At 72.4% G+C, this 22,750-nt stretch carries 17 protein-coding genes and 1 pseudogene; 4 read left to right on the forward strand and 14 right to left on the reverse strand.

Going from position 1 to position 22,750, the window contains the following annotated elements:
• Window positions 1–147 precede the first annotated feature (147 nt).
• The 4 genes from RF647_RS12830 to RF647_RS12845 form a co-directional block, all read right to left on the reverse strand.
• Window positions 148–1,854, reverse strand: a complete 1,707-nt coding sequence (locus RF647_RS12830; RefSeq protein WP_368812038.1) for a heme peroxidase family protein — start codon at window positions 1,852–1,854, stop codon at window positions 148–150.
• A gap of 163 nt (window positions 1,855–2,017) precedes the next feature.
• Window positions 2,018–2,551, reverse strand: coding sequence for a signal peptidase I (gene lepB / locus RF647_RS12835; protein ID WP_368812039.1), 534 nt, complete (start codon window positions 2,549–2,551; stop codon window positions 2,018–2,020).
• 87 nt (window positions 2,552–2,638) lie between these two features.
• Window positions 2,639–4,345: a multicopper oxidase family protein gene (locus tag RF647_RS12840; RefSeq protein WP_368812040.1), complete on the reverse strand. Its 1,707-nt coding sequence runs from the start codon at window positions 4,343–4,345 to the stop codon at window positions 2,639–2,641.
• A gap of 179 nt (window positions 4,346–4,524) precedes the next feature.
• Window positions 4,525–5,076: a hypothetical protein gene (locus RF647_RS12845; RefSeq protein ID WP_368812041.1), complete on the reverse strand. Its 552-nt coding sequence runs from the start codon at window positions 5,074–5,076 to the stop codon at window positions 4,525–4,527.
• A gap of 332 nt (window positions 5,077–5,408) precedes the next feature.
• On the opposite strand from RF647_RS12845, the gene RF647_RS12850 reads away from it, so the two are divergent.
• The 3 genes from RF647_RS12850 (at window position 5,409) to RF647_RS12860 (ending at window position 8,580) form a co-directional block, all read left to right on the forward strand.
• Window positions 5,409–6,368, forward strand: a complete 960-nt coding sequence (locus tag RF647_RS12850; RefSeq protein WP_368812042.1) for a BTAD domain-containing putative transcriptional regulator — start codon at window positions 5,409–5,411, stop codon at window positions 6,366–6,368.
• 158 nt (window positions 6,369–6,526) lie between these two features.
• Window positions 6,527–7,192 carry a response regulator gene (locus RF647_RS12855; protein WP_368812043.1) on the forward strand — a complete coding sequence of 222 codons (666 nt, stop codon included), beginning with the start codon at window positions 6,527–6,529 and terminating at the stop codon, window positions 7,190–7,192.
• Complete coding sequence (locus tag RF647_RS12860) at window positions 7,189–8,580, forward strand: sensor histidine kinase (protein ID WP_368812044.1); 1,392 nt, start codon at window positions 7,189–7,191, stop codon at window positions 8,578–8,580. Before RF647_RS12855 ends, RF647_RS12860 begins: the two co-directional genes overlap by 4 nt.
• A 37-nt stretch (window positions 8,581–8,617) precedes the next feature.
• On the opposite strand, the gene RF647_RS12865 is transcribed toward RF647_RS12860, so the two are convergent.
• The 6 genes and pseudogenes from RF647_RS12865 to RF647_RS12890 form a co-directional block, all read right to left on the reverse strand.
• The gene (locus tag RF647_RS12865; protein WP_035925458.1) at window positions 8,618–9,670 is read right to left on the reverse strand and encodes an LLM class flavin-dependent oxidoreductase; all 1,053 of its coding nucleotides are present in this window, start codon (window positions 9,668–9,670) and stop codon (window positions 8,618–8,620) included.
• Between the two features lie 91 nt (window positions 9,671–9,761).
• The gene (locus RF647_RS12870; protein WP_368812045.1) at window positions 9,762–10,445 is read right to left on the reverse strand and encodes a hypothetical protein; all 684 of its coding nucleotides are present in this window, start codon (window positions 10,443–10,445) and stop codon (window positions 9,762–9,764) included.
• 150 nt (window positions 10,446–10,595) lie between these two features.
• A pseudogene (gene ggt, locus RF647_RS12875) lies at window positions 10,596–12,427 on the reverse strand (gamma-glutamyltransferase).
• Window positions 12,428–12,472: 45 nt separating this feature from the next.
• Entirely contained in the window at window positions 12,473–16,003 is a 3,531-nt protein-coding gene (locus tag RF647_RS12880; RefSeq protein ID WP_368812046.1) for a proline dehydrogenase family protein, read from the reverse strand.
• Window positions 16,004–16,134: 131 nt separating this feature from the next.
• Complete coding sequence (locus RF647_RS12885) at window positions 16,135–16,608, reverse strand: DUF2867 domain-containing protein (protein WP_368812047.1); 474 nt, start codon at window positions 16,606–16,608, stop codon at window positions 16,135–16,137.
• 53 nt (window positions 16,609–16,661) lie between these two features.
• A complete protein-coding gene (locus tag RF647_RS12890; RefSeq protein WP_368812048.1) occupies window positions 16,662–17,060 on the reverse strand; it encodes an NUDIX hydrolase in 399 nt (132 codons plus the stop codon).
• A gap of 156 nt (window positions 17,061–17,216) precedes the next feature.
• Between RF647_RS12890 and RF647_RS12895 the strand changes: the two genes are divergently transcribed.
• Window positions 17,217–18,290 carry a low specificity L-threonine aldolase gene (locus RF647_RS12895; protein WP_368812049.1) on the forward strand — a complete coding sequence of 358 codons (1,074 nt, stop codon included), beginning with the start codon at window positions 17,217–17,219 and terminating at the stop codon, window positions 18,288–18,290.
• Window positions 18,291–18,337: 47 nt separating this feature from the next.
• On the opposite strand, the gene RF647_RS12900 is transcribed toward RF647_RS12895, so the two are convergent.
• The 4 genes from RF647_RS12900 to RF647_RS12915 form a co-directional block, all read right to left on the reverse strand.
• Window positions 18,338–19,114 (reverse strand): 3-oxoacyl-ACP reductase, encoded by a 777-nt coding sequence (locus RF647_RS12900; protein WP_368812050.1) that lies wholly within the window; start codon window positions 19,112–19,114, stop codon window positions 18,338–18,340.
• 73 nt (window positions 19,115–19,187) lie between these two features.
• Window positions 19,188–20,549, reverse strand: coding sequence for an aldehyde dehydrogenase (locus RF647_RS12905; RefSeq protein ID WP_368812051.1), 1,362 nt, complete (start codon window positions 20,547–20,549; stop codon window positions 19,188–19,190).
• Window positions 20,546–21,361: a gamma-glutamyl-gamma-aminobutyrate hydrolase family protein gene (locus tag RF647_RS12910; protein ID WP_368812052.1), complete on the reverse strand. Its 816-nt coding sequence runs from the start codon at window positions 21,359–21,361 to the stop codon at window positions 20,546–20,548. The genes RF647_RS12905 and RF647_RS12910 overlap by 4 nt, the downstream gene beginning before the upstream one ends.
• Window positions 21,342–22,724 (reverse strand): glutamine synthetase family protein, encoded by a 1,383-nt coding sequence (locus RF647_RS12915; RefSeq protein ID WP_368812053.1) that lies wholly within the window; start codon window positions 22,722–22,724, stop codon window positions 21,342–21,344. The genes RF647_RS12910 and RF647_RS12915 overlap by 20 nt, the downstream gene beginning before the upstream one ends.
• Between the last annotated feature and the right edge of the window lie 26 nt (window positions 22,725–22,750).

Genomic DNA, 22,750 nt, shown 5'->3' on the forward strand with positions numbered 1-22,750 from the left:
GGTCAGCGGGACCGTGCTCCGTCCCTGCGCCTGCCCGGCCACGACGTCTCCGGGCGCACGCCGATCGCCGACCGCCCATCGGGCGACCGGCGATCCTCGGTGCACAGCTCATCGCCTCCCCTGCGGAACGGCAGGACAGGCGTGGAGTCAGGCCACCGGCGCGACCTCCGTCTCGTCCTCCGCGTGAGGCTCTTCCGCCTCGCCCGCCTCGTCCTCGAGGTGGGGCTCCGCGGCCTCTTCCTCGGCGCCCTCGTCCTCGTCGCCGACGGGCATGTCCTCGAGGGCTCCGGCCATCTCCAGGAAGTCGCCGCAGGCGAAGGGGATCTTCGAGGGCGCCCAGCCTTTGGGGGCGTTGAGGAACGAGGTCCGGTCCAGGGAGAGGATGCCCAGGATGACCTCCGCGATGATCCTCCCGCCGACAGGGCCGAGTGTCCGCCCGCCCAGCAGCTCTGACTCCTTGAGCACGTAGAACCACAGCGGCGCCCGGCCGTTCCAGCGGGGGTCCGTGAGTCCGAGCCGGTCGTTGGGGATGGGGGTCACACCCATGGCCTTGGCGACGTCCTGGCCGGCCGGCAGGCCGAGCCGCTTGCCCCGCAGCAGGTTCCGGTGAGCCAGGGAGAGAATGGCGCCGTCGACGTGCTGCACCACTGTCGGCGGGAGCTCGTCGAGCGGGAGCGCCAGCTTGGTGTCGATCAGCCGGGTCATGTTGCGGTCGTCCGGCACGCTCATCCCCGGAACGTCGAAGAAGTAGTTCCAGTCCGCCCGTGCGATGGTCGGCAGCGGGCGGGAGCCGCGGAGGTCGTTCGCCGGGTTCCCGAAGAAGGGAATGGTGACCGCGTCGTGCATCTCGTACTCGGCCCGGATCATGCTGTGCCCGAACCGGTACGCGGCCACCGAGTACTCGATGGGCATCATGGGCCGTGTGGGGTTGCCGGGCTTGTAGAACCGGCAGTCCACCCCGGTCGGTCCGCCTCGGCGGGGCTTGAGCATGCTGTCCACCAGGGCCCTGCCCGCGATGTGGGGCAGGAAGTCGTGCACGATCAGCCACTGGAAGTGCCAGCGGACCAGCTGCTGCGCCTCTTCGAACGTCTTGCCCTCGTCGATGAACCTGTTGTGCAGCTGCAGGAAGGTGAGGTGGAACTGGGCGACGATGAGGTTCTCGTCGTTGCGGTGGTCCCCGATGATCGCCGTGCCGTCCGCGTTGCGCGGCAGGTCCGGGAACCCGTCGTGATTCTGTCCGATGCGCATCCGCCGCGGATCCGCCGGGTCGTAGAGCTGAGGATCCGCGGCGGGCCCCCGGCCGTAGACGGACCCCAGCTCGAAGAACGGGGTGTCGAAGTTGGTGAGGCCCTTCGGATCCATGTCCTGCTGCGGCATGGGGGTCTTGTCGAGCGTCATGTCATGGTCGATGAACTGCCCCAGATAGGCGTAGCCGGCGGGGATGTCCGGGTTGTCGAACCCGTCGTTGCTGAGCGAGACGTCGGCCAGCGGCGGGGTGCGGTCGACCATCTGCTGTGCGAGGTCGGCCAGAAGGTCGTCGCTCGGGGCGAAGGCCGGGAGCTTCTTGAACATGACGCCGAAGCGTCCCTCCTTGGTCCGGCCCGCGGTGATCGCGATGTCGGAGCCACGGGGAGCCCCTACGCCGTGGCCCGACCGGGCTGCGCTCAGCACCGGGGACGACGAGGGCCCCGCAGCAGGCGTCTTGGGCGAGGGAGCCTTGGGCGCGGCCTGGGCCTGGCCCGCAACCGGCAGCGTGGCCAGGCCGGCCACCAGACCGGTGATGACGCCTCGGCGCGAGACGCCCCCGTACGCCGCGGACCCCTCCGGCACGCGGATCCTCTTCGTGGCTCTCATCAGATGTTCCTCTCCCCTGAGGTGTGCTTGTGCAATTCAGGAAACGATCCGATTCTTGGAAATACCTTGCTGGATCTCCGTTCATGACAGGGGGAAGCGGGCCCAGGACGAGGGGAGTAGGGTGTCCTGGGCCCGCTGGTCTGTGTGCCGCGGGGCAACGGATCTAGTTCCGGGGAAGCAGAACCGTGGCCTCCAGGGTCGCGGCGGGGACGGTGCCGAAGTGCCGGGAGTCGACCGACACGCCCCGGTTGTCACCCATGACGAAGACATGTCCGTCGGGAACGGTGACCGGGCCGAAGTAGGTGCCGTCGATCCGGCTGCGGTCCACGAACGGCTCGTCGACCGCCCTCCCGTCCACGACGAGGACGGAGTCCTCGATCGCCACGGTCTGCCCGCCAGTGGCCACTACCCGCTTCACGGTCGTGCTGCCGTCCTCGGGATGGGGGAACACGACCACAGTTCCCCCGGACGTCCTGTCGGGGTCAGGATCCGGCTTCAGGAGCAGTGCGACACTGCCCTCCCCCATGGTGGGCTCCATACTGCCCGAGACGACGACCACGGGTTCGAGCAGCCAGATCCGGACAGCCAGGACCAGGGCCAGACCCAGCAGGACGACCCATAGAGCCCTGCGACCGACGGTTCGGTCACGGGGACGGGTCTTCGGGCTCGAGGACGGGGCGGTGCTCAGCGTTGCCATGTCGGCTCATCCTTGCTTCTGGAGCGGGCCTTCTTCTGGGACGGGGCCGATTGCCGGGCATTCTCCGCTGCGGCCACGGCGCCCGGTTCATCTGGTGGGACGCGATTGCTTCGTCTGGTTCCCCTTGCCCGACTTCTTGGTGGGCGACGGCGAGGCCGATGGCGATTCCGTAACCGACGGCGACGGCGAGGGACCCGCGGTCTCCGAGGGCGTGGGCGTGGGCGACGGCGTGGGCGACGGCGTGGGCTCGGGTGCGGTTGTCCCTGCCGGCACCGCCGGTGCCGCCGTCATCGGGTCGTTGGGATCCGGGTCCTGGGACTCGCCGACCTGGAACTGCGCCATCATGTCGTGGTCCTCGTGGACCAGGTTGTGGCAGTGCACCATGTACCGGCCAGTGTGGGGACCGAACTTCATGAGCAGCCGGACGGTCTCGCCCTCACCCACATAGACCACGTCCTTGGGACCCTTCTCGTAGGCGAACGGTGCACGGCCATTCCGGCCCACGATCTTGAAGTCGACCAGGTGGATGTGCATGGGGTGGAACCACCCGCCCGAGCTGTTCTCGAACTCCCAGATCTCCGTGGCACCCAGCTCGACCTCGGCCAGGTTCTTGCGGTAGTTGCTGGCGATCACGCCCGCCCACGTCTCCCCGTCGATCGTCCACATGCCGTTCGAGCGCTCCACCCGGAAGCGCCGTGTCCTGGTCGCCTGGCTCTCCTGCAGGTCCATCACCTCGCTGCCGGCGAGCGTCGTGGGGATCCGGTTCCAGGTGGGATCGGACGTGTCCACGGGCTCGTCCACCACGTCGAAGGCCATGATCTTGTCGGTGAAGTCGTAGTCGACGTTGTTGTCGTTGGACAGGTTCTGCAGTTCAACACGCTGTCCGGTCCTGTACTTGCTGAAGTCGATGAGGAACTCGTAACGCTCGGCGCCGGCGTGCCGGTACTCGCGGACGGCCTGGGCGCTCGGCATGAGCCCGCCGTCCGTGGCCACCATGACGAGTGGGTCCCCCGTGCTGAGCGTAGGCCGGAAGGAACGGGAGATCGAGCAGTTCAGGAGCCGGAACCGGTAGACCCGCTTCTGCACCTTCATGACAGGCCAGGGCTTCCCGTTCACGAGGACGACGTCCCCCCACAGCCCCGACCGGCTGTTGTCGTCGTAGCCCAGGGATCCGTTGGCGGCGAACATCGCGTCGGAGACGGTGAGGGCGACGTCGTACTTCCCGCGCGGCAGGAGCCGTTCCGAGGTGGCGTCGTGCATGTGGTACTGCCCAGCCAGACCCGAGTAGGCGTTGAGCGCGGTGTGGTGGACCCCGTGGTCGTGGTACCACAGGGTCCTGGCGCCCTGGAAGTTCGGGTACTTGTAGGTCTTCTGGAAGCCCGGCCGGGTGATGTCGCTGGCGTACCCGTCGTACTGGGGCAGGGAGGCGGAGCCATGCAGGTGGGTCGACGTGTCCAGGCTGTGGCCGTCCAGGGCGTGCTGGCGCGGCAGCTTGTTCACCACGGTGAGCTCGATCTTCGTGCCCTGGTAGACGTCGATCGTGGGACCGGGGAAGATGCCGTTGTAGCCGAGGATGGGCGTCAGGAGTCCCGCTTTCGGCAAGATCTGGGCCGAAGCGGCTCGCTCCTCGACCCGGTAGTACTTGATGGGCTGCCCGTCGACGGGGTCGACCGTGGGCCTGGCTCCCGGAGCCTCCGGGGACAGGACGGGTGCCTGGACGAAGCCGGTCCGGAACGGCCTGGGCATCAGGGACTCGTCGAGAGCACTCGCGGACTTGGCATTGACTGCTGTCATCGGCACACCCAGAGCCGCCCCCGCGACTCCCAGCCCACCCAACAGCAGGACGTTTCTTCTTGAGACAGCCATGATGATGTTCCCCCTCGGAACAAGACCGTTGTGCTGAACACGGCCCCGTGTACTTGAAAACTGCCTGTGCTGGAAAGACCTGCCCCCGGCCTGGTCGTTCCCTCCGGTCAGCGTGCTCCGCCGCCGCTGTGGTGGTCGGTCCCCATCGAGAGACGGACGTCGCCCGGCCCCTCGAGGGTCAGTTCGAGAGCCTTGTCGGGCACCTCGAAAACCAGCTCCGCCTGCATCGACTCGCCCTGCGCGAGCGACGCCTCGGACGGTGACGCCCAGACCACCGGTGAGCGGCGTCCCCCGAGCCGGTCCACTGCGTAGTCGTCCGCCTCGAACTCGACACCCCCGGGTTCCATGGCGGTGACTTCCAACAGCACGATCACCTGGTGTGCTCCGCTCGGGACGTCGCTCTCGAGCTCGGCAGGCACTTCGCGCCGTTCCAGGGCGACGTACTCCAAGTACGGCATGACCCCGTTGAGGCGCGCGAGCCCTCCGGGCACGGACCCGGAGGCTCCGAGCATGATGCTCGGCTCCTTCTCCGCGGAGAGGGCACCGTGCGTGAGCACCAGGAGTACCGCCAGCAGGAACAGCGCGGGCGGCATCCAGCGGTGGCGTCTCCGCCGGGCCGGTGGGGTGTCGATGACGGCTGTCGATTCCTGAGTGGTCATGACCCCACGCTCGGCACGGAACCTTGGAGAAACGTTGCGGTGCGGACCGATCACCTCCGCACGTCGTCCAGACGGGGACAGCCACCCCGTGTTCATGACGTTCCATGTCGCCGACCAGTGCCTGCGAAGGCTGCGGTCGGGCCTGTCCAGCCCTGGGGGCGGGCTGCTGCCAGGCGGTCGAGGCCCGGACTCCCGGGGGCCGGCGCCCTGTGCGCTGGTCGTTCCCTTTGGCACACCCCTCAGATGGGGGGTGACCCACCCCCCCCATCCGGTTCTGTTGGCCGAGGGGAGCCGACCGCCATAGTGGAGGCACTTCGGGGGGAGTGATCACGATGGATGTCTCTACTGTCGACGTTCGAACCGCAGCCAGTGCCACGGGGGCCAGGCTGTCGGTGCAGGTCATCGGTCCGTTGGTGGTCCGGCGCGGGAGCCGGACCCTGACGTCCAAGGAGCTGGGGGGTCCCCGGCAGCGGCGGATCCTCGAGATCCTTCTCCTGCACCTGGGGACACCGGTGTCGAAGCAACGACTCGTCGATCTGCTGTGGGGGGACGACGCACCCGCGGCGGCTTCCGCGAACCTGGAGAGCTACGTCAGCGTTCTGCGCCGGCACCTCCAGCCCGGGCAGGGCAGGAACGGTCCGCTGAGGACCACGAACGGCGGCTACGTCATCGACGCCTCCCTGGTGGATCTGGACCTGCCCCGCTTCGAGCGGCTGCTGGACACCGCAATGCGCTCCTCCGCCCGCGAGGCGGATCTGCTGCTGCACCGCGCGCTGGTCATGGCCTCGGGTTCCCTGTTGGAGGACGAGCAGGACGGCGAGTGGGTCGAGTCCCAGCGCAGCGCCTTCGCGGCTCGAGTGACCGAGGCCCGTGTGCTGCTGGCCGAGGCAGTCCTCGAGCTGGGCCGCTGCGAGGAAGCCGTGGTCCAGGCCCGGAAGGTGCTCGCGGCCGACCCGTTGAACGAACGCGCCTGGACCGTGCTCGTGCTCGGGCTCGAAGGGGCTGGGCGCTCGGTCGAGGGCCTGCAGGCCTACGAGCAGTGCCGGCGGACCCTGGACCACGAGCTGGGATGCGCTCCGTCCGGGGTGCTGCAGTTGGCCTACACCCGCATGCTGCAGGCCACGGCCGCGACCGGCGACGAGCTGGGCCAGGCCCTGACGGCCCTCCTGGTGCTCCACAGCCGGGCCGGCGATCCCGACTGGATCCCTGGCGCCCGCGTCCCGCTCGCCCGACAAGAGGCGGCCTCGGTGCTCCAGGCCTTCCTGGGCCGCAGCCTGAGCACGGCCGCGTAGGGGGTGGAGGCGTGAGCAGGTGCAGCCGACGGCGTTTCCGAACCGAATGTCCCCTTGTCAACCCCCAAATAGGTGACACCCGCCCGCTTGGTGTCCATGATTTGCAATCGGCATACTACCCACACGTAGTACGGGAGTTGCCGGGGGGCTGGATCGAGATGGACGCTGACATTGCGGAGGGGCGCGCGGCGCGCACCTCGATACTGGTGGTGGACGACCACACCACGTTCGCGGAGCTGCTGACCGGCGCGCTGGGCCAGGAGCCGGACCTGTGCAGCGTCGGCGTGGCCGACGACGTCGAGTCGAGCGTCCGCCTGTGCGCGGCGCTGCGGCCCGATGTGGTGGTCATGGACTACCACCTCGCCGGCGGTAACGGGGTGACCGCCTCCGCCCGGATCCTCCGGGACCGGCCGGGAACCCGGATCGTGATGCTCACCGGTGATCCCGCGCAGCACGTGCTGGAGGCCGCCGCGAGCACCGGGATCTGCGCGTTCCTGCCGAAGGACGGCTCGCTCGCGACCCTGCTCGAGACCATCCGCGGCGCCCGCTGCGGCACGATGGCGGTCCACCCCTCACTGCTCGCGGCCACGGATCCAGCCCGCCGGCCGGACGCCGGGGCGCCGGCACTCACCCGGCGCGAGCTCCAGGTCCTGCGACTCATGGCCGAGGGGCACAGCGTGGGCGCGAACGCACGGCTGCTGAACATCACGCCGAACACCTGCCGCGGCTACGTGAAGACGATCCTCGTCAAGCTGGGGGCGCACTCCCAGCTGGAGGCGGTCGCCGTGGCCTCGAGGCTCGGCCTGCTGACGGCCCGGCCATGAGACGCCTGCTCTCGCGCGTGGACCGCGCCGACCCGGGGGCCGCGGCCGTCTTCGACGACTGGCCGCTTCCCCCGCCGGCCCCGCCGACCGACCGGTCCGAAGTGCGGGCCGCGGTGCGCAGGTTCCTGCTCACCGGGCTCGTGGTGCTGCTCATCGCGGCCGTCCCGGCGACGTGGTGGATCCGGGCCGTCGCCGAGGAGCACGCCGTCGACAGCGTCCTGCGCATCACCCAGCGGCTGGCCACCTACGCCGTGGCGCCCCTGATCACCGACGACCTCCTGGCGGGCGACGCCGCCGCCACCGCCCAGTTGGACGTCCGGCTGCAGCCGTGGCTGACCGACGGCGCCATCCACCGGATCAAGATCTGGGACGCGGACGGCACGGTCCTGTACTCCGACGAACACGCCCTCATCGGACAGAACTACGGACCGCCTGCGTGGGACGAGGAGCTCGTGGCCCGGGGCGAGGGGGTCGCCACAGTCGAGCACCAGCACGACGCGGAGAACACCCACGAGTCCGGGGCGGGGGGCCTGGTCGAGGTCTACGTGGGCTTCGTCCCCGACGGCGGCGAGCAGCTGGTCTTCGAGGCCTACTACGACGACTCGATCGTGCGGGAGGAACAGCGCTCCGTGCTCATGGGCATGGCCCCGGCCTTCCTCCTGACCCTGGCGCTGCTGCAGCTCGCGCAGCTGGCCCCCGCGGTCAGCCTCGCCCGCCGGATCCAGGACCACCGGACGGCGCGCGCCCAGCTGCTCCAGCACGCCGTGGACGCCGCCGAGCTGGAACGGGTCCGGGTCGCCCGGGACCTGCACGACGACGTGATCCAGGACCTGGCGGGCCTGTCCTACTCCCTGGAGGCCCAGGAGATGACCGCGGCCGTGCCCGAGCAGCGCAGCGCCCTGGGCCGGTCGCGGACGATCCTGCAGGGCAGCCTGCGCACCCTGCGCGGGATCACCACCGCCCTGTACTCCCCGGACCTGTTGACCCTCGGGCTGCCGAAGGCCCTGGCCCGGCTCGCGGACCCGCTGGCCCAGCGGGGGATCGACACGTCCGTGCAGATCAGCCCAGCGGTGCTTCTCTCTCCGGAGCAGGAGGGCATGTTCCTGAAGGTGGCGCGGGAGGCGTTCGCGAACATCTCCAAGCACGCCCACGCGTCCACCGTGAGCCTGCGCCTCGGCGTGGAGCACGGCGCCACGGTGCTGACGATCAGCGACGACGGCACCGGCTTCGACGACTCCCGGGGCTCCCCGGAGGGCCATCTGGGCCTGCGCATCATGCGGGACATCGCCGACGCCGCAGGGGCGGCGCTCGAGGTCCGGTCGCAGCCGGGCGTGGGGACCACAGTGCAGGCCACCCTGCCCCCCGACGCGGTGACGAGCCGGCTCTGAGCGGCCCGCCCGGGGGTCCGGCCGTCGGGGCGCGGGGCTACGCGGCGGTGCCCGCGGGCAGGTCGGCGGTCATGTCCTCGACGTAGCGGCGCACCTCGGTGCCGAAGAGCTCGATGCTGCGGCGCATCCGGGCGTGGTCCAGGGTGCCCACCGCGTACTTGAGGTCGAACCGGGACGCGCCGAGCGCCGCCGAGGACCGGACGATCTTGCGGGCGACCGTCTCCGGGGAGCCCACGAAGTAGGCGCCCTCCGGCCCGCACATCGCGTCGAACTCCGCGCGGGTCAGCGGGCCCCAGCCGCGCTCCCTGCCGATCCGGGCGTGCGTGTAGGCCTGGTGCGGGAAGAACTCCTCGCGGGCCTGCTCGTCGGTCTCCGCGACGTAGCCCGGGGAGTGGAAGGCCACCGGCTGCGGCTCCTTCTCGAAGTGCTCGAGGGCCTGGCGGTAGTAGTCGGCGAAGGGCGCGAAGGCCGAGGGGCTGCCGCCGATGATCGCGAAGATGACGGGCAGCCCGTAGTGGGCGGCGCGGACCACCGAGTTGGGCGAGCCGCCCACGGCGATCCACGTGCGCAGCGCGCCGGCCTCGGTCTTGGGGTACACCTCCAGACCCTGGATGGGCGCGCGCAGCCGGCCCTGCCAGTCGATCCGGCCCTCGGTGCGGAGCCGGTCGAACAGCTGCAGCTTCTCCTCGAACAGCGCCTCGTACTCGTCCAGCGGGTAGCCGAACAGCGGGAAGGACTCGGTGAAGGAGCCGCGGCCCAGGATGACATCGGCGCGGCCGGAGGAGAGGGCGTCCACGGTGGCGAATCGCTGGTAGACCCGCACCGGGTCGTCGGAGCTGAGCACGGTCACCGCGGAGCCCAGGCGGATCCGCTCCGTGACCGTGGCGATGCCGGCGAGCACCGTCTCGGGCGAGGAGACCGCGAAGTCCTCCCGGTGGTGCTCGCCGATGCCGAAGAAGTCCAGTCCCACCTGGTCGGCCAGCACCGCCTCGGCCACGACGTTGCGGATCACCTGCGCCCCGCCGAGCATCCGCCCGTCCGGCCCGGGGTAGAGGTCGCCGAAGGTGTTCAGGCCGAGCTGGATGGTCATGCGGGGCTCCTCGTCGCAGATTTTGTGGATGCATCCATAAAAGTCGTCGGCGGACCGGCTTATTCCGGTGCCGCTGCGGCCGGGGTCCGGTTCAGCGGGTGAGCCATTCCCAGGCGGTGTGCTTCTCGGGGCCGGGGACGCCGCTGACGATCCACGCGATGTCGTCGGTGGGGAGCGGGAACGGGGGCTCCCCCTCCTGGGCGGCGGGCTCGAGCTCGTCCACGTGCTCGAGGCTCCACAGCTCGGCGAACACCTGGGTGGGACCGCGCCGGTCCACCAGCCGCTCGCGGACCTCCTCGGCGAGCTCGTCCAGGTGGTCCTGCAGGAACCCGGCGAGCTCCGCCGCGAACCCCTCCGTCCCCTCCTCCGCGGGATCGATCTCCCACGTCTGCCGCACGACCGCCAGGACCTCGTCGTCGCCCAGGGGGGCGCCGTCCCGGCGGGGGTCGGGCGCCCCGGCGGGGGCCGGCTCACCGGCGGCGACGGCCAGGAAGCGCTCCTGGAGGACGAACAGCGCGGCGACGGTCATCAGGTCGTGCACCCGCCGGCCGACGGCGTCGTCGTCCGGCCCGGCGACCGCGCCGTCGAGGCCCTCCCAGGCGTGGCGCACCCAGGCGCGGACGCGGTCTGGCTCGCCCGAGCGGATCGAGGACGGGCGGATCGAGGACGGGCGCCACCCGGCCGTCGCCGCCCGCCACCGGTCGTCCAGGGCGGGGTCCCCCGGCACGACGGGCTCGGAGGGGCCGGGGCGGTCGGCGGGCGGGTGGCTGAACACGGTGCGGCTCCTGGGTCGGACGGACGTGGCGCGGGACGCGCGATCCGGACCCAGCCTAGGACGTGTCCCGACAGACCCCGGCCCCGTCCGCGGCGGACGGGGCCCGGGGCCTCAGCGACAGGTCAGCGGCCGGTCAGCGGCAGGGCGGCATCACGGCTCGGGGTGCACCACCATGGCGGAACCGCCGTAGCCGCGCTCGGTCTCGGCCGCCGCCTCGAAGCGGCCGTCGCCGAGGATCCGGATGGCGGAGGCGTTGCCGATCCAGCGGCGCGGGGGCGGGACCAGCTCGTGACCCAGATCGCTCAGCTGACGGCCGACCTCGGACTCGGCCAGGCCGAGGTCCGACTCCTCCGGCCCGTTCCGGGAGCTCAGCCGGGGCGCGGCCACGGCGTCGACGAGGTCGAGGTCCCGGTCGATGTGCCCGGTGAGGATCTGCGCCACCGTGGTGATGATCGTGGCGCCGCCGGGGGTGCCCACCGACATCCACGGCTCTCCGTCCCGGAGCACGATCGTGGGGCTCATCGACGAGCGGGGCCGCTTGCCCGGGCCGGGCAGGTTCGGGTCCGGCACGCCCTCCGTGACGGGCGCGAAGTTGAAGTCGGTCAGCTCGTTGTTGAGCAGGAACCCGTGGTCCGGGACCGTGATCCCGGAGCCGCCGGTCTGCTCGATGGTGAGGGTGTAGGAGACCACGTCGCCCCACCGGTCGGCCACGTTGAGGTGGGTGGTCGAGACGCCGCCGACGGGCTCGGGCTGACGGTCCCCGGGAGTCCCGCAGGCGGCGTAGTCCCCGTCCGGCTCGCCGAAGGGGATCGGCCGCTCCTGGGCCGCGGCGGGGTCGAAGAGGCAGGCGCGCTCGTCGGCGAACTCCTGGCTGGTGAGCTCCTCGACGGGCACGCCCTCCACGTCCCCGATCCACCGGTTGCGGTCGGCGAAGGCGGTCGCCGTGGCCTCCGAGAAGCGGTGCAGGTACTGGGTCCCGGAGACCTCGTCGAGGCCCGCCCCGGTGCGCTCGTCGTAGGCCTCCAGGAGGTTCAGGGTCTCGGCCACCGTGATGCCGCCGGAGCTGGGCAGGCCCATGCCGTAGACCTCCAGGCCGCGGTACTCGGTGGAGACCGGGTCCTTCAGCAGGGCCTCGTAGGACCCCAGGTCCTCGAGGGTCATTTCCCCGGGGAGCACCTCCACGCCCTCGGCGGTGGCGGGCTCACGGCTCGCGTCGACGACCGCCGCCCCGATCGACCCGTCGTAGAAGGCGCCGGTGCCCTCGTGCCGGATGGTGCGGTAGGTGCGGGCGAGGTCGGGATTGCGGAACACCGTGCCGACCGCGGGCGCCTCGCCGTCGCGCAGGAACAGCTCCGCGGTCTCGGGGAACCTCCCGAAGCGCTCGGCGTTCTGGGCGGTCTGCTCCTGGAAGTTCTCGTCCACCACGAAGCCGCGGGCCGCAGCAGCCGGTGGAGGTCCATCGTGCCGAACTCCTCGGCCGCGGTCTCCCACGTGGCCAGGGTGCCGGGCACGCCCACGGACTTCCCGGAGCTGACCACGGTGGCGAAGTCGAGGGGCTCGCCGCTCTCGTCCAGGAACTCGTCCTCCGTGAACGTGGCCGGGGCCGTCTCGCGCCCGTCGATCGTGCGGACCTCGCCGGTCTCCGCGCTGTAGTGCACGAAGAACCCGCCGCCGCCGACGCCCGCGGAGTACGGCTCGGTGACGCCCAGGGCCGCGGCCGCGGCCACGGCGGCGTCGGCGGCGTTGCCGCCCCGCTCGAGCACGTCGATGCCGACCTGGCTCGCGAGCGGGTCCACGGAGGAGACCGCGCCGCCGCCGCCGGTCATGACGGGGACCTTCGGCAGCTCGGCGGTGACGGGCGAGCCCCGGCCCCCGTGCTGCCGATCGTCGTGCGCGACGGCCGCGGAGACGCCGAGAACGGTGCCGGAGACGCCGAGCGCTCCGGCCAGACCCAGTGCGAGGTACCTCAGGGATGCGCGCATGGGCTCAGCCTCCCACCGGCGCCTCGTTCCCACCAGGGGCAACGCCTAGATGTCGACCGGTGGCGCCGGGGTGCCCAGGCCCGGCGAGGACGCGATCAGCCGGCGCACCACCGACTCGGCGTCCGTCGAGGGGTTCCCGAAGCGGTGCATCGTCACGGACACGGCCTGCTCCGCGAGCAGCGGGAGCATCTCCACGCGGGAGGCGCCGACCACCGGCCCGGTGAGCAGCGCGACCTCGGGCCGCTCGGCGAGCGCCTCGGCCAGACCGGGCGCGGTGCCCACCACCCGGATCCGTCCGGACCCGCTCGGATCGGACCAGTCGGCGGCGACCCGGGCGAAGGCCTCGTCCCCGCAGGGGTCCAGCACCGAGCGGAAGAGCTCCTGCACCTCCGCGGGGACCTCCTCCGCGGGGACGAGGACCGCGCGGGCGCCGGAGCGCACGGCGGCCAGCCCCACCCGGATCACGTCCGTGAGCGGGGCGTCCTCGGCCGCGCGCACGACGACGTCGCGCGGGCGGTAGCGGAACAGGTTGGCCTCGGACTGCAGGCCGGTGGGGTCGTGGGCGCGGCCGAACTCCCGGTCCCACCACACCTGGTCCTGCCCGGCGCACGCCGTCAGCCAGGCGGCGTCCGGCTCGGGCACGAGGGGGCGGAGCTCCGCGAGGTGGTGGGCGACGGACGCGGAGAGCTCGGTGCCGGCCTGCTCGGACGGGACCTCCCCGAAGGGAGCCTTCTGCCACGAGCCGAGCTGGACCAGGTAGTTCGGTCCGCCGGCCTTGGCGCCCAGGCCCACCGAGGACCGTTTCCAACCGCCGAAGGGCTGGCGCTGGACGATCGCCCCGGTGATGCCGCGGTTGACGTAGAGGTTGCCCGCCGCGACAAGCTCCACCCACGTGCTGACCTCGTCGGGGTCCAGGGAGTGCAGCCCGGCGGTCAGCCCGTACTCGACCGCGTTCTGCAGCTCGATCGCCTCCTGCAGGTCCGCGGCCTCCATCAGCCCCAGGACGGGGCCGAAGCACTCGGTGCGGTGGAAGAAGGAGCCGGGGGCCACCCCCGTCCTGATCCCGGGCCGCCACAGCCGCCCGGTGTCGTCGAGCTGCCGCGGCTCGAGCAGCCACTGCTCCCCCGGGTCGAGGCGGGTCAGGGCGCGGTGCAGCTTCTCGCCGGGCTCGGCGATCACCGGGCCCACCGAGGCCTGCAGGTTCTGCGGCCAGTCCACGACCATCGAGGACGCGGCGTCCAGCAGTTGCCGGCGGAACCGCTCGGACCGCGCCACGCTGCCCACGAGGATCCCGAGGGAGGCCGCCGAGCACTTCTGCCCGGCGTGGCCGAACGCGCTGGTCACGAGGTCCCACACGGCCCGGTCCCGGTCCGCACCGGGCGTGATGACCAGGGCGTTCTTGCCCGAGGTCTCCGCGGTCATCGGCCGCCCCGCCCGCCAGGACTGGAAGAGCCGGGCCGTCTCGTAGGCACCGGTGAGGACGATGCGGTCCACCCCAGGGTGGGAGACGAGGGCCTGCCCCACCTCCCCCTCCACGGAGTCGACGAGCTGGAGCACGTCCCGCGGCACGCCGGCCTCCCACAGCGCCTCGACCACGGCGGCCGAGCAGCGCCGGGCCTCCGGGGCGGGCTTGTGCAGCACGGCGGCGCCGGCGGCCAGGGCCGCGACCGTGGAGCCAGTGGGGATCGCCAGCGGGAAGTTCCACGGCGGGGTGACCAGCACGAGCCGGTCCGGGACGAACCGGGCGCCGTCCACGGTCTCGAGCTCGAGGGCGCGGCGGGCGTACCAGCGGCAGAAGTCGATCGCCTCCGAGACCTCCGGGTCCGACTGGCCCAGGGTCTTGCCCGCCTCCGCGCCGGCCACGGCCAGCAGGTGCCCGCGGCGGGCGGCCAGGACGTCGGCGGCCCGGTTGAGGATCTCCGCCCGCTCGCGGGCGCCGCGGCCGTGCCACCCCTCGGCGGCGTCCCGTCCCGTGCGCACGAGCCGCTCGACGTCCTGCCCGCCGACGGGGTCGGGCACGGGCAGGGCCTCGTACCAGGAGCGGTCCGTGATCCGGGCCGCGATCCCGTCCGCCCACGCCTGGTTCGCGGGGACGGAGACGTCGGTGTCCGGCTCGTTGCGGAAGGGCTCCTCCAGCGGCAGGTGCGCGGACCCGGCGCCGGGCGCGGTGCGGTCCTGGGCGCGGGCGGGGGCGGGGGCGGTGTCCTGCCGCGGGTCCAGCCCCTCGAGGGCGGCCCGGAAGCGCTGCTCCTCCCGCGCGAAGACCTCGTTGTCCGGGGCCAGCTCGAAGATCCCGGACATGAAGTTCTCGTGCGAGGCGTTCTCCTCGAGCCGGCGCACGAGGTAGGACACGGCCACGTCGAACTCGGCCGGGCGCACGGCGGGCACGTACAGCAGCAGCTGCCCGACGTCGGCGCTCACGGCCCTCGCCTGCTCGACCGCCATGCCCTGGAGCATCTCGAACTCGATCCGCTCCGTCACGCCGCGGCGCTCGGCGAGCAGGTGGGCGAAGGCGATGTCGAAGAGGTTGTGCCCGGCCACCCCCAGCCGCAGCCCCGTCATCCGGCCGGGCACGAACAGCCAGTCGAGGACCCGCTTGTAGTTGGTGTCGGTCTCCTGCTTGCTGCTCCACGTGGCCAGGGGCCAGCCGTGCAGTTCGGCGTCCACGCGCTCCATGGGGAGGTTCGCGCCCTTCACGAGCCGCACCTTGATCCCCGCGCCCCCGGCCTCGACCCGCGCGGCGGACCACACCGAGAGCCGCCGCACCACCGCGAGCGCGTCCGGCAGGTAGGCCTGGACCACGATCCCCGCCTCGAGGCCCCGCAGCTCCGGGTGCTCCAGGAGACGGGTGAAGACCTCGGTGGTCAGTTGCAGGTCGGAGTAGACCTCCATGTCGAGGTTGATGAACTTGCTCCCGGCCGGGGCCTGGGCGGCGGCGCGGTAGACGGGCAGCAGCCGCTCGACGACCTTCGCCACGGTCCCCTCGAAGCCCCAGTGGGACAGCTGCGGGACCACGGAGGAGACCTTGACGGACACGTAGTCGACGTCGTCCCGGTCCAGCAGCGCCGCGGCGTCGGCGAGGTGCTTGTCCGCCTCCTCCACGCCGAGGACCTCCTCGCCCAGCAGGTTGATGTTGAGCCGGTGGCCCTGGGCCGTCAGCTTCTTCACGGCCTGCCCGAACGGCCGGGGGCGGGCGTCGACGATCATGTGGCCCACGAGCTGGCGGAGCCGGGTGCGGGCGGCGGGGACGACCACATGGGGCGCCGAGGCCGAGAGCGCGGCCCCGAGCCGGATCTGGGCGCGGTCCGCCGCGGACATGGTGCGGGGCACGATCTCGGCGAGCGCGTGCAGGGCCCGCCCGGCGGCCCGCACGTCCTCGGTGCGCACCACCCGGTCCACGAAGCCGACGGTGAACTCGAGCCCGTGCGGGTCCTGGAGGACGGTGGCGAGCCGGTCGGCGGCGCCGTCGCGGTGCCGGCGGCCCTCGGCGGCGCGCACGAGCCACTCGCGGACCAGGGCGACGGCCTCGTCGGCCAGGGCGCGGGAGTCGGGGACGGACGGGGCGTCGGCGGTCATGGCGGCACTCTCCTGGAGGCTCCGCCCGGCAGCGGTGCCGAGGCACTCCCTCGGCCGCCGGCCGCGTCCACCGGGCGTCACGGTGGCCGGTGAGTCCACGCTACGGCCGGAGCGGCCAGGGCGGAAGAGCCCTATCCGCCCGCCTGCCGCAGGATGTCCGTGGCGAGCCGGCCCAGGACGGCCTTGTGCGGGGCGAGCATGGCGTACCAGTAGGCCCGACCGGCCGGGCCCGCGGGGCGGAACACCGTGGTCTGGCGGTAGACGAGCGTGCCGTCCGGTCCCGGTTCCAGGCAGATGTCCAGCCAGGCGTCCCCCGGCATCCGCACGATGGACCGCAGCCGCAGCCGCCGCGGCGGCTCGAGGGCCTCGACCGTCCACCAGTCCAGGCGCTCCCCGTCCGCCAGGCGGTCCGGGTCCTCGCGGTGGCGCAGCCGCCCGGGCGGGAGGTTCAGCCGGTTGGCCGTGGCGCGGGCGGCCCAGAGGCGGTCGGTGCTGTACCAGCCGCGCTCGCCGCCGATGCCCTCGACGACCGCCCAGACCGCGTCCCGGTCCGCCGTGGTGGTGCGCTCCACGGTGTCGACGTAGAAACCCCGCGTCTGTGCCATGCCCCTATCCAAGCACGCGCTCCGGGCCCGGACGAGAGGCTGGGCCCCGGCTCTCAGGCCGGGCGGATCCCGAACCGTGCGAGGTGCTCCAGCAGGCCGTCGGTGGTCTCGAGCCCCGGCAGCTCCTCCGGGGCCACCCAGCGCACGGCGTCGGCGTCGTCGCCGGGGCGCAGCAAACCGCCGAGGTAGGTCGCGGCGACGTCGTGCACCTCGTACACGAGGTCCGGTCCCCCGGGGACGTGCACCACCCCCAGCTCGCGCTCCGCGCGGACCCGGGCGCCGGTCTCCTCAAAGGCCTCCCGGACGGTGGCCTCGGCCACGGTCTCGCCCGGCTCCAGCTTCCCGCCCGGCACGCTCCAGCGCCCGCGCTGGGGCTCCCGGCCCCTGCGGACCAGCAGCAGCCGGCCGTCCTCCCCGACGACCACCGCCGCGGCGGCCCGGACGATGCGCATGCCCCGAGCCTACCGACGGCCTGTGCCGGGCGGTCCCGGACCCGGTGCGGACCGGACTGCCCCGGGCCCGGTGCGGGTCCGGACTGCCCCGGCGGAGGGCGCGAGTAGAGTGCGAGTGCCGCCCGGCACACCGCCGATCCACCGGAAGGGCCACCCGTGACCGACTCCGTCCTGTCCCGCCTGCACGACCCCGCCCTGAAGGGCTTCGCCAGCGACAACCACGCGGGCGTCCACCCCGAGGTGCTCCAGGCCCTGGCGACCGCCAACGGCGGGCACGTGGGGGCCTACGGCGCGGACCCCTACACCGAGGCGTTGCAGGACGTGGTCCGCCGGCACTTCGGCGAGCAGGCGGAGTGCTATCCCCTGTTCAACGGCACGGGGGCGAACGTCGTGGCGCTCGCGGCGATGACCGACCGCTGGGACGCCGCTATCTGCACCGCCACGGCCCACGCGCACGTGGACGAGTGCGGCGCCCCCGAGAAGGTCGCGGGCGTGAAGATGCTGGCGGTGCCCACCCCGGACGGGAAGCTCACCCCGGAGCTGATCGACCGGGAGGCGCACGGCTTCGGCTTCGAGCACCACGCCCAGCCCCGCGTCGTCACCGTCACCCAGTCCACCGAGCTCGGCACGCTCTACACGCCCGAGGAGCTGCGGGCGGTCTGCGAGCACGCGCACGGCCTGGGCCTGACGGTCCACCTGGACGGCGCCCGTCTCGCCAACGCCGCCGCGGCCCTGGATGTTCCGCTGCGGGCGCTGACCACCGACGCGGGCGTGGACGTGGTCTCGTGGGGCGGGACCAAGAACGGGCTGATGGGCGCGGAGGCCGTCGTGGTGCTCACCCCGGACGCCGTGCGCCAGCCCCGGTTCGTGCGCAAGCTCTCGACCCAGCTGGCCTCGAAGATGCGCTTCGTGTCCGCGCAGCTGCTGGCGCTGCACACGGGGGACCTGTGGCTCGAGGCGGCCCGCCGCGCCAACGCGATGGCCGGGCGGCTGGCGGCCGGGATCGCAGAGGTCCCCGGCGCCCGGGTGACGCAGACCCCCCAGGCCAACGCGGTCTTCGCGGTGCTCCCGGCGGGGACCACCGCCCGGCTGCAGGAGCGCTGGCCGTTCTACGTGTGGGACCCGGCCGTCGGCGAGGTCCGCCTGATGTGCTCGTGGGACACCACCGAGGAGGACGTGGACGGGTTCGTGGCGGCCCTGCGGGAGGACCTGGTCGCCGCCGCCCGCTGACCGGGCCACGTCCCCGGGCTCCCGCGGGTCACGTGGCACCGGCAGGGTCACACCGGGGTGACGTACGCCCCGGCGATCCCCCCGTCGACCAGGAACGTGGCGGCGTTGACGAACGAGGCGTCGTCGCTGGCCAGGAACGCGACCGCCGCGGCGATCTCCTCCGGCTCCGCGAACCGCCCGGCCGGCACGTGCACGAGCCGGCGCTGGGCCTGCTCGGGGTCCGCGGCGAACAGCTCCTGCAGCAGCGGCGTGTTGACCGGGCCCGGGCACAGCGCGTTGACCCGGATCCCCTCCCGCGCGAACTGCACGCCCAGCTCCCGGCTCATCGAGAGCACGCCGCCCTTCGAGGCGCTGTAGGAGATCTGCGAGGTGGCCGCGCCCATGACGGCCACGAAGGACGCGGTGTTGACGATCGAGCCCTTCCCCTGCTCGCGCATGTACGGAATGGCGTGCTTGCAGCAGTGGAAGACGCTGGTGAGGTTGACCTCCTGCACCCTGCGCCACGCGTCGATCCCGGTGTCAAGGATCGAGCCGTCGTCGGTCGGATTGATCCCGGCGTTGTTGAAGGCGACATCCACCGACCCGTAGGCCTCGTAGGTCGCCGCGTAGAGCGCGATCACGTCGGCCTCGTCCGCCACGTCGGTGCGCACGAACAGCCCCCCGACCTCCTCGGCGGCCGCCTCCCCGGCCGCCGGGTTCAGGTCCGCGACGACGACGTGCGCGCCCTCGGCGGCGAGGCGGCGGGCCGCGGCGAGACCGATGCCGCTGGCCCCTCCCGTGATGACGGCGCTGCGGCCGACCAGACGGCGGGCGTTGACCTCCATGGGTCCTCCTTCGGTGGTGGGGGTTCGGTGGCGGGGGTTCCCCCGGGATGAAACGAGTGGTGGAGCGGCGGCGTCAGCCGGTGGCGAGGAACACGTTCTTGGTCTCGGTGAACGCCTGCGGGGCGTCCGGGCCGAGCTCCCGGCCGAAGCCGGACTGCTTGAAGCCGCCGAAGGGCGTCCAGTAGCGCACCGAGGCGTGCGAGTTGACGGAGAGGTTCCCGGCGTCGACGGCGCGGGACACCCGCAGCGCGCGGCCGACGTCCCGGGTCCAGATCGACCCGGAGAGCCCGTACTCGGTGTCGTTGGCGATCCGGACAGCGTCCGCCTCGTCCTCGAACGGCACCACGGCGAGCACGGGGCCGAAGATCTCCTCCCGGAACACCCGGGAGTCCGGGGACGGCGTGAGCACGGTCGGCGGGAACCACCAGCCGGGGCCCTCGGGGGCGGTCCCGCGGAAGGCGACCCGGGCGTCGTCGTCGGCGAGGAAGCCGGCCACGGAGTCCCGGTGCGCGGCGGAGACGAGCGGGCCCATCCGCGTGCCCTCGTCCCACGGGTCCCCGCAGGCGAAGTCCCGCACGGCGGGCTCCAGCAGCTCCAGGAACCTCTCCAGCACGGAGCGCTGGACCAGCACGCGGGAGCGGGCGCAGCAGTCCTGGCCCGCGTTGTCGAGGGCGCCGGCGGGGGCGGACGCGGCGGCCTGATCCAGGTCGGCGTCCGCGAAGACGATGTTGGAGTTCTTCCCGCCCAGCTCGAGGGTCAGGCGCTTGACCTGCTCCGCGCAGCCGGCCATGATCCGCCGGCCCACCTCGGTGGAGCCGGTGAACACGACCTTCCGCACGGCGGGGTGGGTCACGAAGCGCTCCCCCACCACCGAGCCCCTGCCCGGCAGCACGGTGAGCACGCCCTCGGGCAGCCCCGCCTCCAGCGCCAGCTCCCCGAGCCGGATCGCGGTCAACGGGGTGAGCTCGGCCGGTTTGAGCACCACCGTGTTGCCGGCGGCGAGCGCCGGGGCGAAGCCCCACGCGGCGATCGGCATGGGGAAGTTCCAGGGCACGATCACGCCCACCACGCCCAGGGGCTCGTGGAAGGTGAGGCTGACCCCGCCCTGGACGGGAATCTGCCGCCCCGAGAGCCGCTCGGGCGCCCCGGAGTAGTAGGTCAGCACGTCCCGGACGTTGCCCGCCTCCCAGCGGGCGTTGCCGATGGTGTGCCCCGCGTTGCGGACCTCCAGGGCCGCGAGGTGCTCGAGGTCGGCGTCCACCGCGTCGGCGAAGCGGCGCAGCAGCCGGGCGCGGTCGGCGGGGGCGACGGTCCGCCAGGTCTCGAAGGCCCGCCGGGCCCGTTCGATCGCCGCGTCCGTCTGCTCCAGGGACGTCAGCTCGACGGTGCCGACGACCTCCTCCGTGGCGGGGTCGATGATCTGCGTGGTGGTCATGGGATGCGGGTGTCCTCTCGCTGTGGAGCGTGCTCTGCCCGGCCGGTCCCCCCGGGGCGGTCCTGCCGGGCGCGGTCCTGCGCGTAGCCGTGGGCCACGCGGACGAACCCCTCGAAGAGCCTTGAGTCCTTCCGGTTCTCCTCGGGGTGGAACTGCACGCCGAGCGTCCAGCCGCCCCCGGTGGTCTCCACGGCCTCGACCGTCCCGTCCTCGGCGCGGGCGGTCACCGCCAGGCCCTCGGCCACCGTCTCCAGGGCCTGGTGGTGGTAGCACGGGGACCACGCCGTCTCGCCCAGCAGCTCGCGGCAGCGGCTGCCCGGCTCGGTGGCGAACTCGACCTCGCCGTACCGGCCCGGTCCGGGCTGGTAGCGCGCGGCGTTCTCGTTGACGTCCGGCAGGTGCTGGATCAGCGTGCCGCCGAGCGCCACGTTGAGGATCTGGGCGCCGCGGCAGATCGCGAACAGGGGTACCCCGCGCTCCAGTGCCGCCCGGGTCAGGGCGAGGTCGTGCTCGTCGCGGGAAGGCTGGGACGAGGTCAGCTCGTGCCGCTCGGCGCCGTAGAACCGCGGGTCCACGTCCACGCCGCCGATGACGACCAGCCCGTCCACGAGCTCGAGCACCCCCGGGTCCGTGCCCACCGGGGGCAGCAGCAGGGGCGTGCCCCCGGCCGCCGCGACGGCCTCCACGTAGGCGCCCGGGACGATCGCCGCCACGGAGTTCCAGACCCCCCAGGAGCCCTCCTGGTAGTAGGTGGTCAGGGCGATCCGCGGCCGGTACCCGGCGCCGTCCGGCTCAGAGGCGCTCGAAGCCACGGCGCAGCTCCCAGTCGGTGACGGCGGCCTCGAAGGCCGCCAGCTCCACGTCGGCGTAGTGCACGTAGTGCTCGACGACGTCCTCGCCGAACAGCTCCCGCGCGAGCTCCGAGCCGGCCAGCAGGTCCCGGGCCTCGCGCATGGTCGAGGGCACCACGGGGGCGTCGGACTCGTAGGCGTTGCCCTCGGTCATCGGCTCCAGCTCGAGCTCCTGCTCCACGCCGTGCAGCCCGGAGGCGAGCATCGCGGCCAGCGCCAGGTACGGGTTCACGTCCCCGCCGGGGAGCCGGTTCTCCATCCGGGCAGACTGCCCGCTGCCCACGAGGCGCACGGCGCAGGACCGGTTGTCCACGCCCCAGGCCACGGAGGTGGGGGCGAAGCTGCCCTCGACGAAGCGCTTGTACGAGTTGATGTTGGGGGCGTAGAACAGCGTGAACTCGCGCATGGTCCGCAGCACCCCGGCGATGAAGTGCTCGTAGGTGCGGGACCGGGCGTTCCGCTCGCGGTCCCAGAAGACCAGTTCGCCGTCCGGCCCGCGCAGGGACATGTGGATGTGGCAGGAGCTGCCCTCGCGCTCGTTGGGCTTGGCCATGAAGGTGATGGACTTCCCCTGCTGGTGGGCGATCTGCTTCGAGGCCAGCTTGTAGACCACGTGGTTGTCCGCGGTGACCATGCCCTCGTCGTAGCGGAACGCGATCTCGTGCTGGCCCAGGTTGCACTCGCCCTTCGCGGACTCCACGGTCAGCCCGGCCGCGTACATGGCGTTGCGGATCTCCCGCAGCAGAGGCTCGACCCGCTGGGAGCCCAGCACGGAGTAGTCCACGTTGTACTGGTTGGCCGGGACCAGGTTCCGGTAGCCGGCGTCCCAGGCGTCCTCGTAGCTCGTGTTGTAGACGCAGAACTCCAGCTCGGTGCCGGTGACCATGGTGAAGCCCATGTCCCGGGCGCGGTCGAGCTGGCGGCGCAGCATGGACCGCGGGGACATCGGGATGGGCTGCCCGCCGTGGCCGGTGAGGTCGCACTGGATGAGGACCTGGCCGGGGTTGTGCGGCATCAGCCGGATCGTGTCCAAGTCCATGGCGAACTCCATGTCCCCGTAGCCCGAGGACCAGCTGCTGATCGAGTACCCGCCCACGGTGTTCATCTCCGTGTCCACGGCCAGCAGGTAGTTGCAGCCCTCGGCGCCCTCGTCGAGCACCGAGTCGAGGAAGAACTGCGCGTGGTTGAGCTTGCCCTGGAGCCGGCCCTGCATGTCGGTGAAGGCCAGGACCACGGTGTCCACGAGTCCGTCGGCCACGTGCTGCCGCAGCTGCTCGACGGTGAGCATCCGGTCGTTGCGCGGGTGCTGGGGAGTCTCGGTCATGGGTCCGGTCCTTCGTCGCTGGGATC

The sequence above is a fragment of the Kocuria sp. CPCC 205263 genome (genome assembly GCF_040981075.1).
In the GTDB taxonomy this organism is placed as follows: domain Bacteria; phylum Actinomycetota; class Actinomycetes; order Actinomycetales; family Micrococcaceae; genus Kocuria; species Kocuria rosea.

Bases quoted from the DNA above. Each gene is read 5' to 3' on its own strand.
- RF647_RS12830 (WP_368812038.1), bottom strand. From the start codon at position 1,854: ATGAGAGCCACGAAGAGGATCCGCGTGCCGGAGGGGTCCGCGGCGTAC.
- lepB (WP_368812039.1), bottom strand. From the start codon at position 2,551: ATGGCAACGCTGAGCACCGCCCCGTCCTCGAGCCCGAAGACCCGTCCC.
- RF647_RS12840 (WP_368812040.1), bottom strand. From the start codon at position 4,345: ATGACAGCAGTCAATGCCAAGTCCGCGAGTGCTCTCGACGAGTCCCTG.
- RF647_RS12845 (WP_368812041.1), bottom strand. From the start codon at position 5,076: ATGACCACTCAGGAATCGACAGCCGTCATCGACACCCCACCGGCCCGG.
- RF647_RS12850 (WP_368812042.1), top strand. From the start codon at position 5,409: ATGGATGTCTCTACTGTCGACGTTCGAACCGCAGCCAGTGCCACGGGG.
- RF647_RS12855 (WP_368812043.1), top strand. From the start codon at position 6,527: ATGGACGCTGACATTGCGGAGGGGCGCGCGGCGCGCACCTCGATACTG.
- RF647_RS12860 (WP_368812044.1), top strand. From the start codon at position 7,189: ATGAGACGCCTGCTCTCGCGCGTGGACCGCGCCGACCCGGGGGCCGCG.
- RF647_RS12865 (WP_035925458.1), bottom strand. From the start codon at position 9,670: ATGACCATCCAGCTCGGCCTGAACACCTTCGGCGACCTCTACCCCGGG.
- RF647_RS12880 (WP_368812046.1), bottom strand. From the start codon at position 16,003: ATGACCGCCGACGCCCCGTCCGTCCCCGACTCCCGCGCCCTGGCCGAC.
- RF647_RS12885 (WP_368812047.1), bottom strand. From the start codon at position 16,608: ATGGCACAGACGCGGGGTTTCTACGTCGACACCGTGGAGCGCACCACC.
- RF647_RS12890 (WP_368812048.1), bottom strand. From the start codon at position 17,060: ATGCGCATCGTCCGGGCCGCCGCGGCGGTGGTCGTCGGGGAGGACGGC.
- RF647_RS12900 (WP_368812050.1), bottom strand. From the start codon at position 19,114: ATGGAGGTCAACGCCCGCCGTCTGGTCGGCCGCAGCGCCGTCATCACG.
- RF647_RS12905 (WP_368812051.1), bottom strand. From the start codon at position 20,549: ATGACCACCACGCAGATCATCGACCCCGCCACGGAGGAGGTCGTCGGC.
- RF647_RS12915 (WP_368812053.1), bottom strand. From the start codon at position 22,724: ATGACCGAGACTCCCCAGCACCCGCGCAACGACCGGATGCTCACCGTC.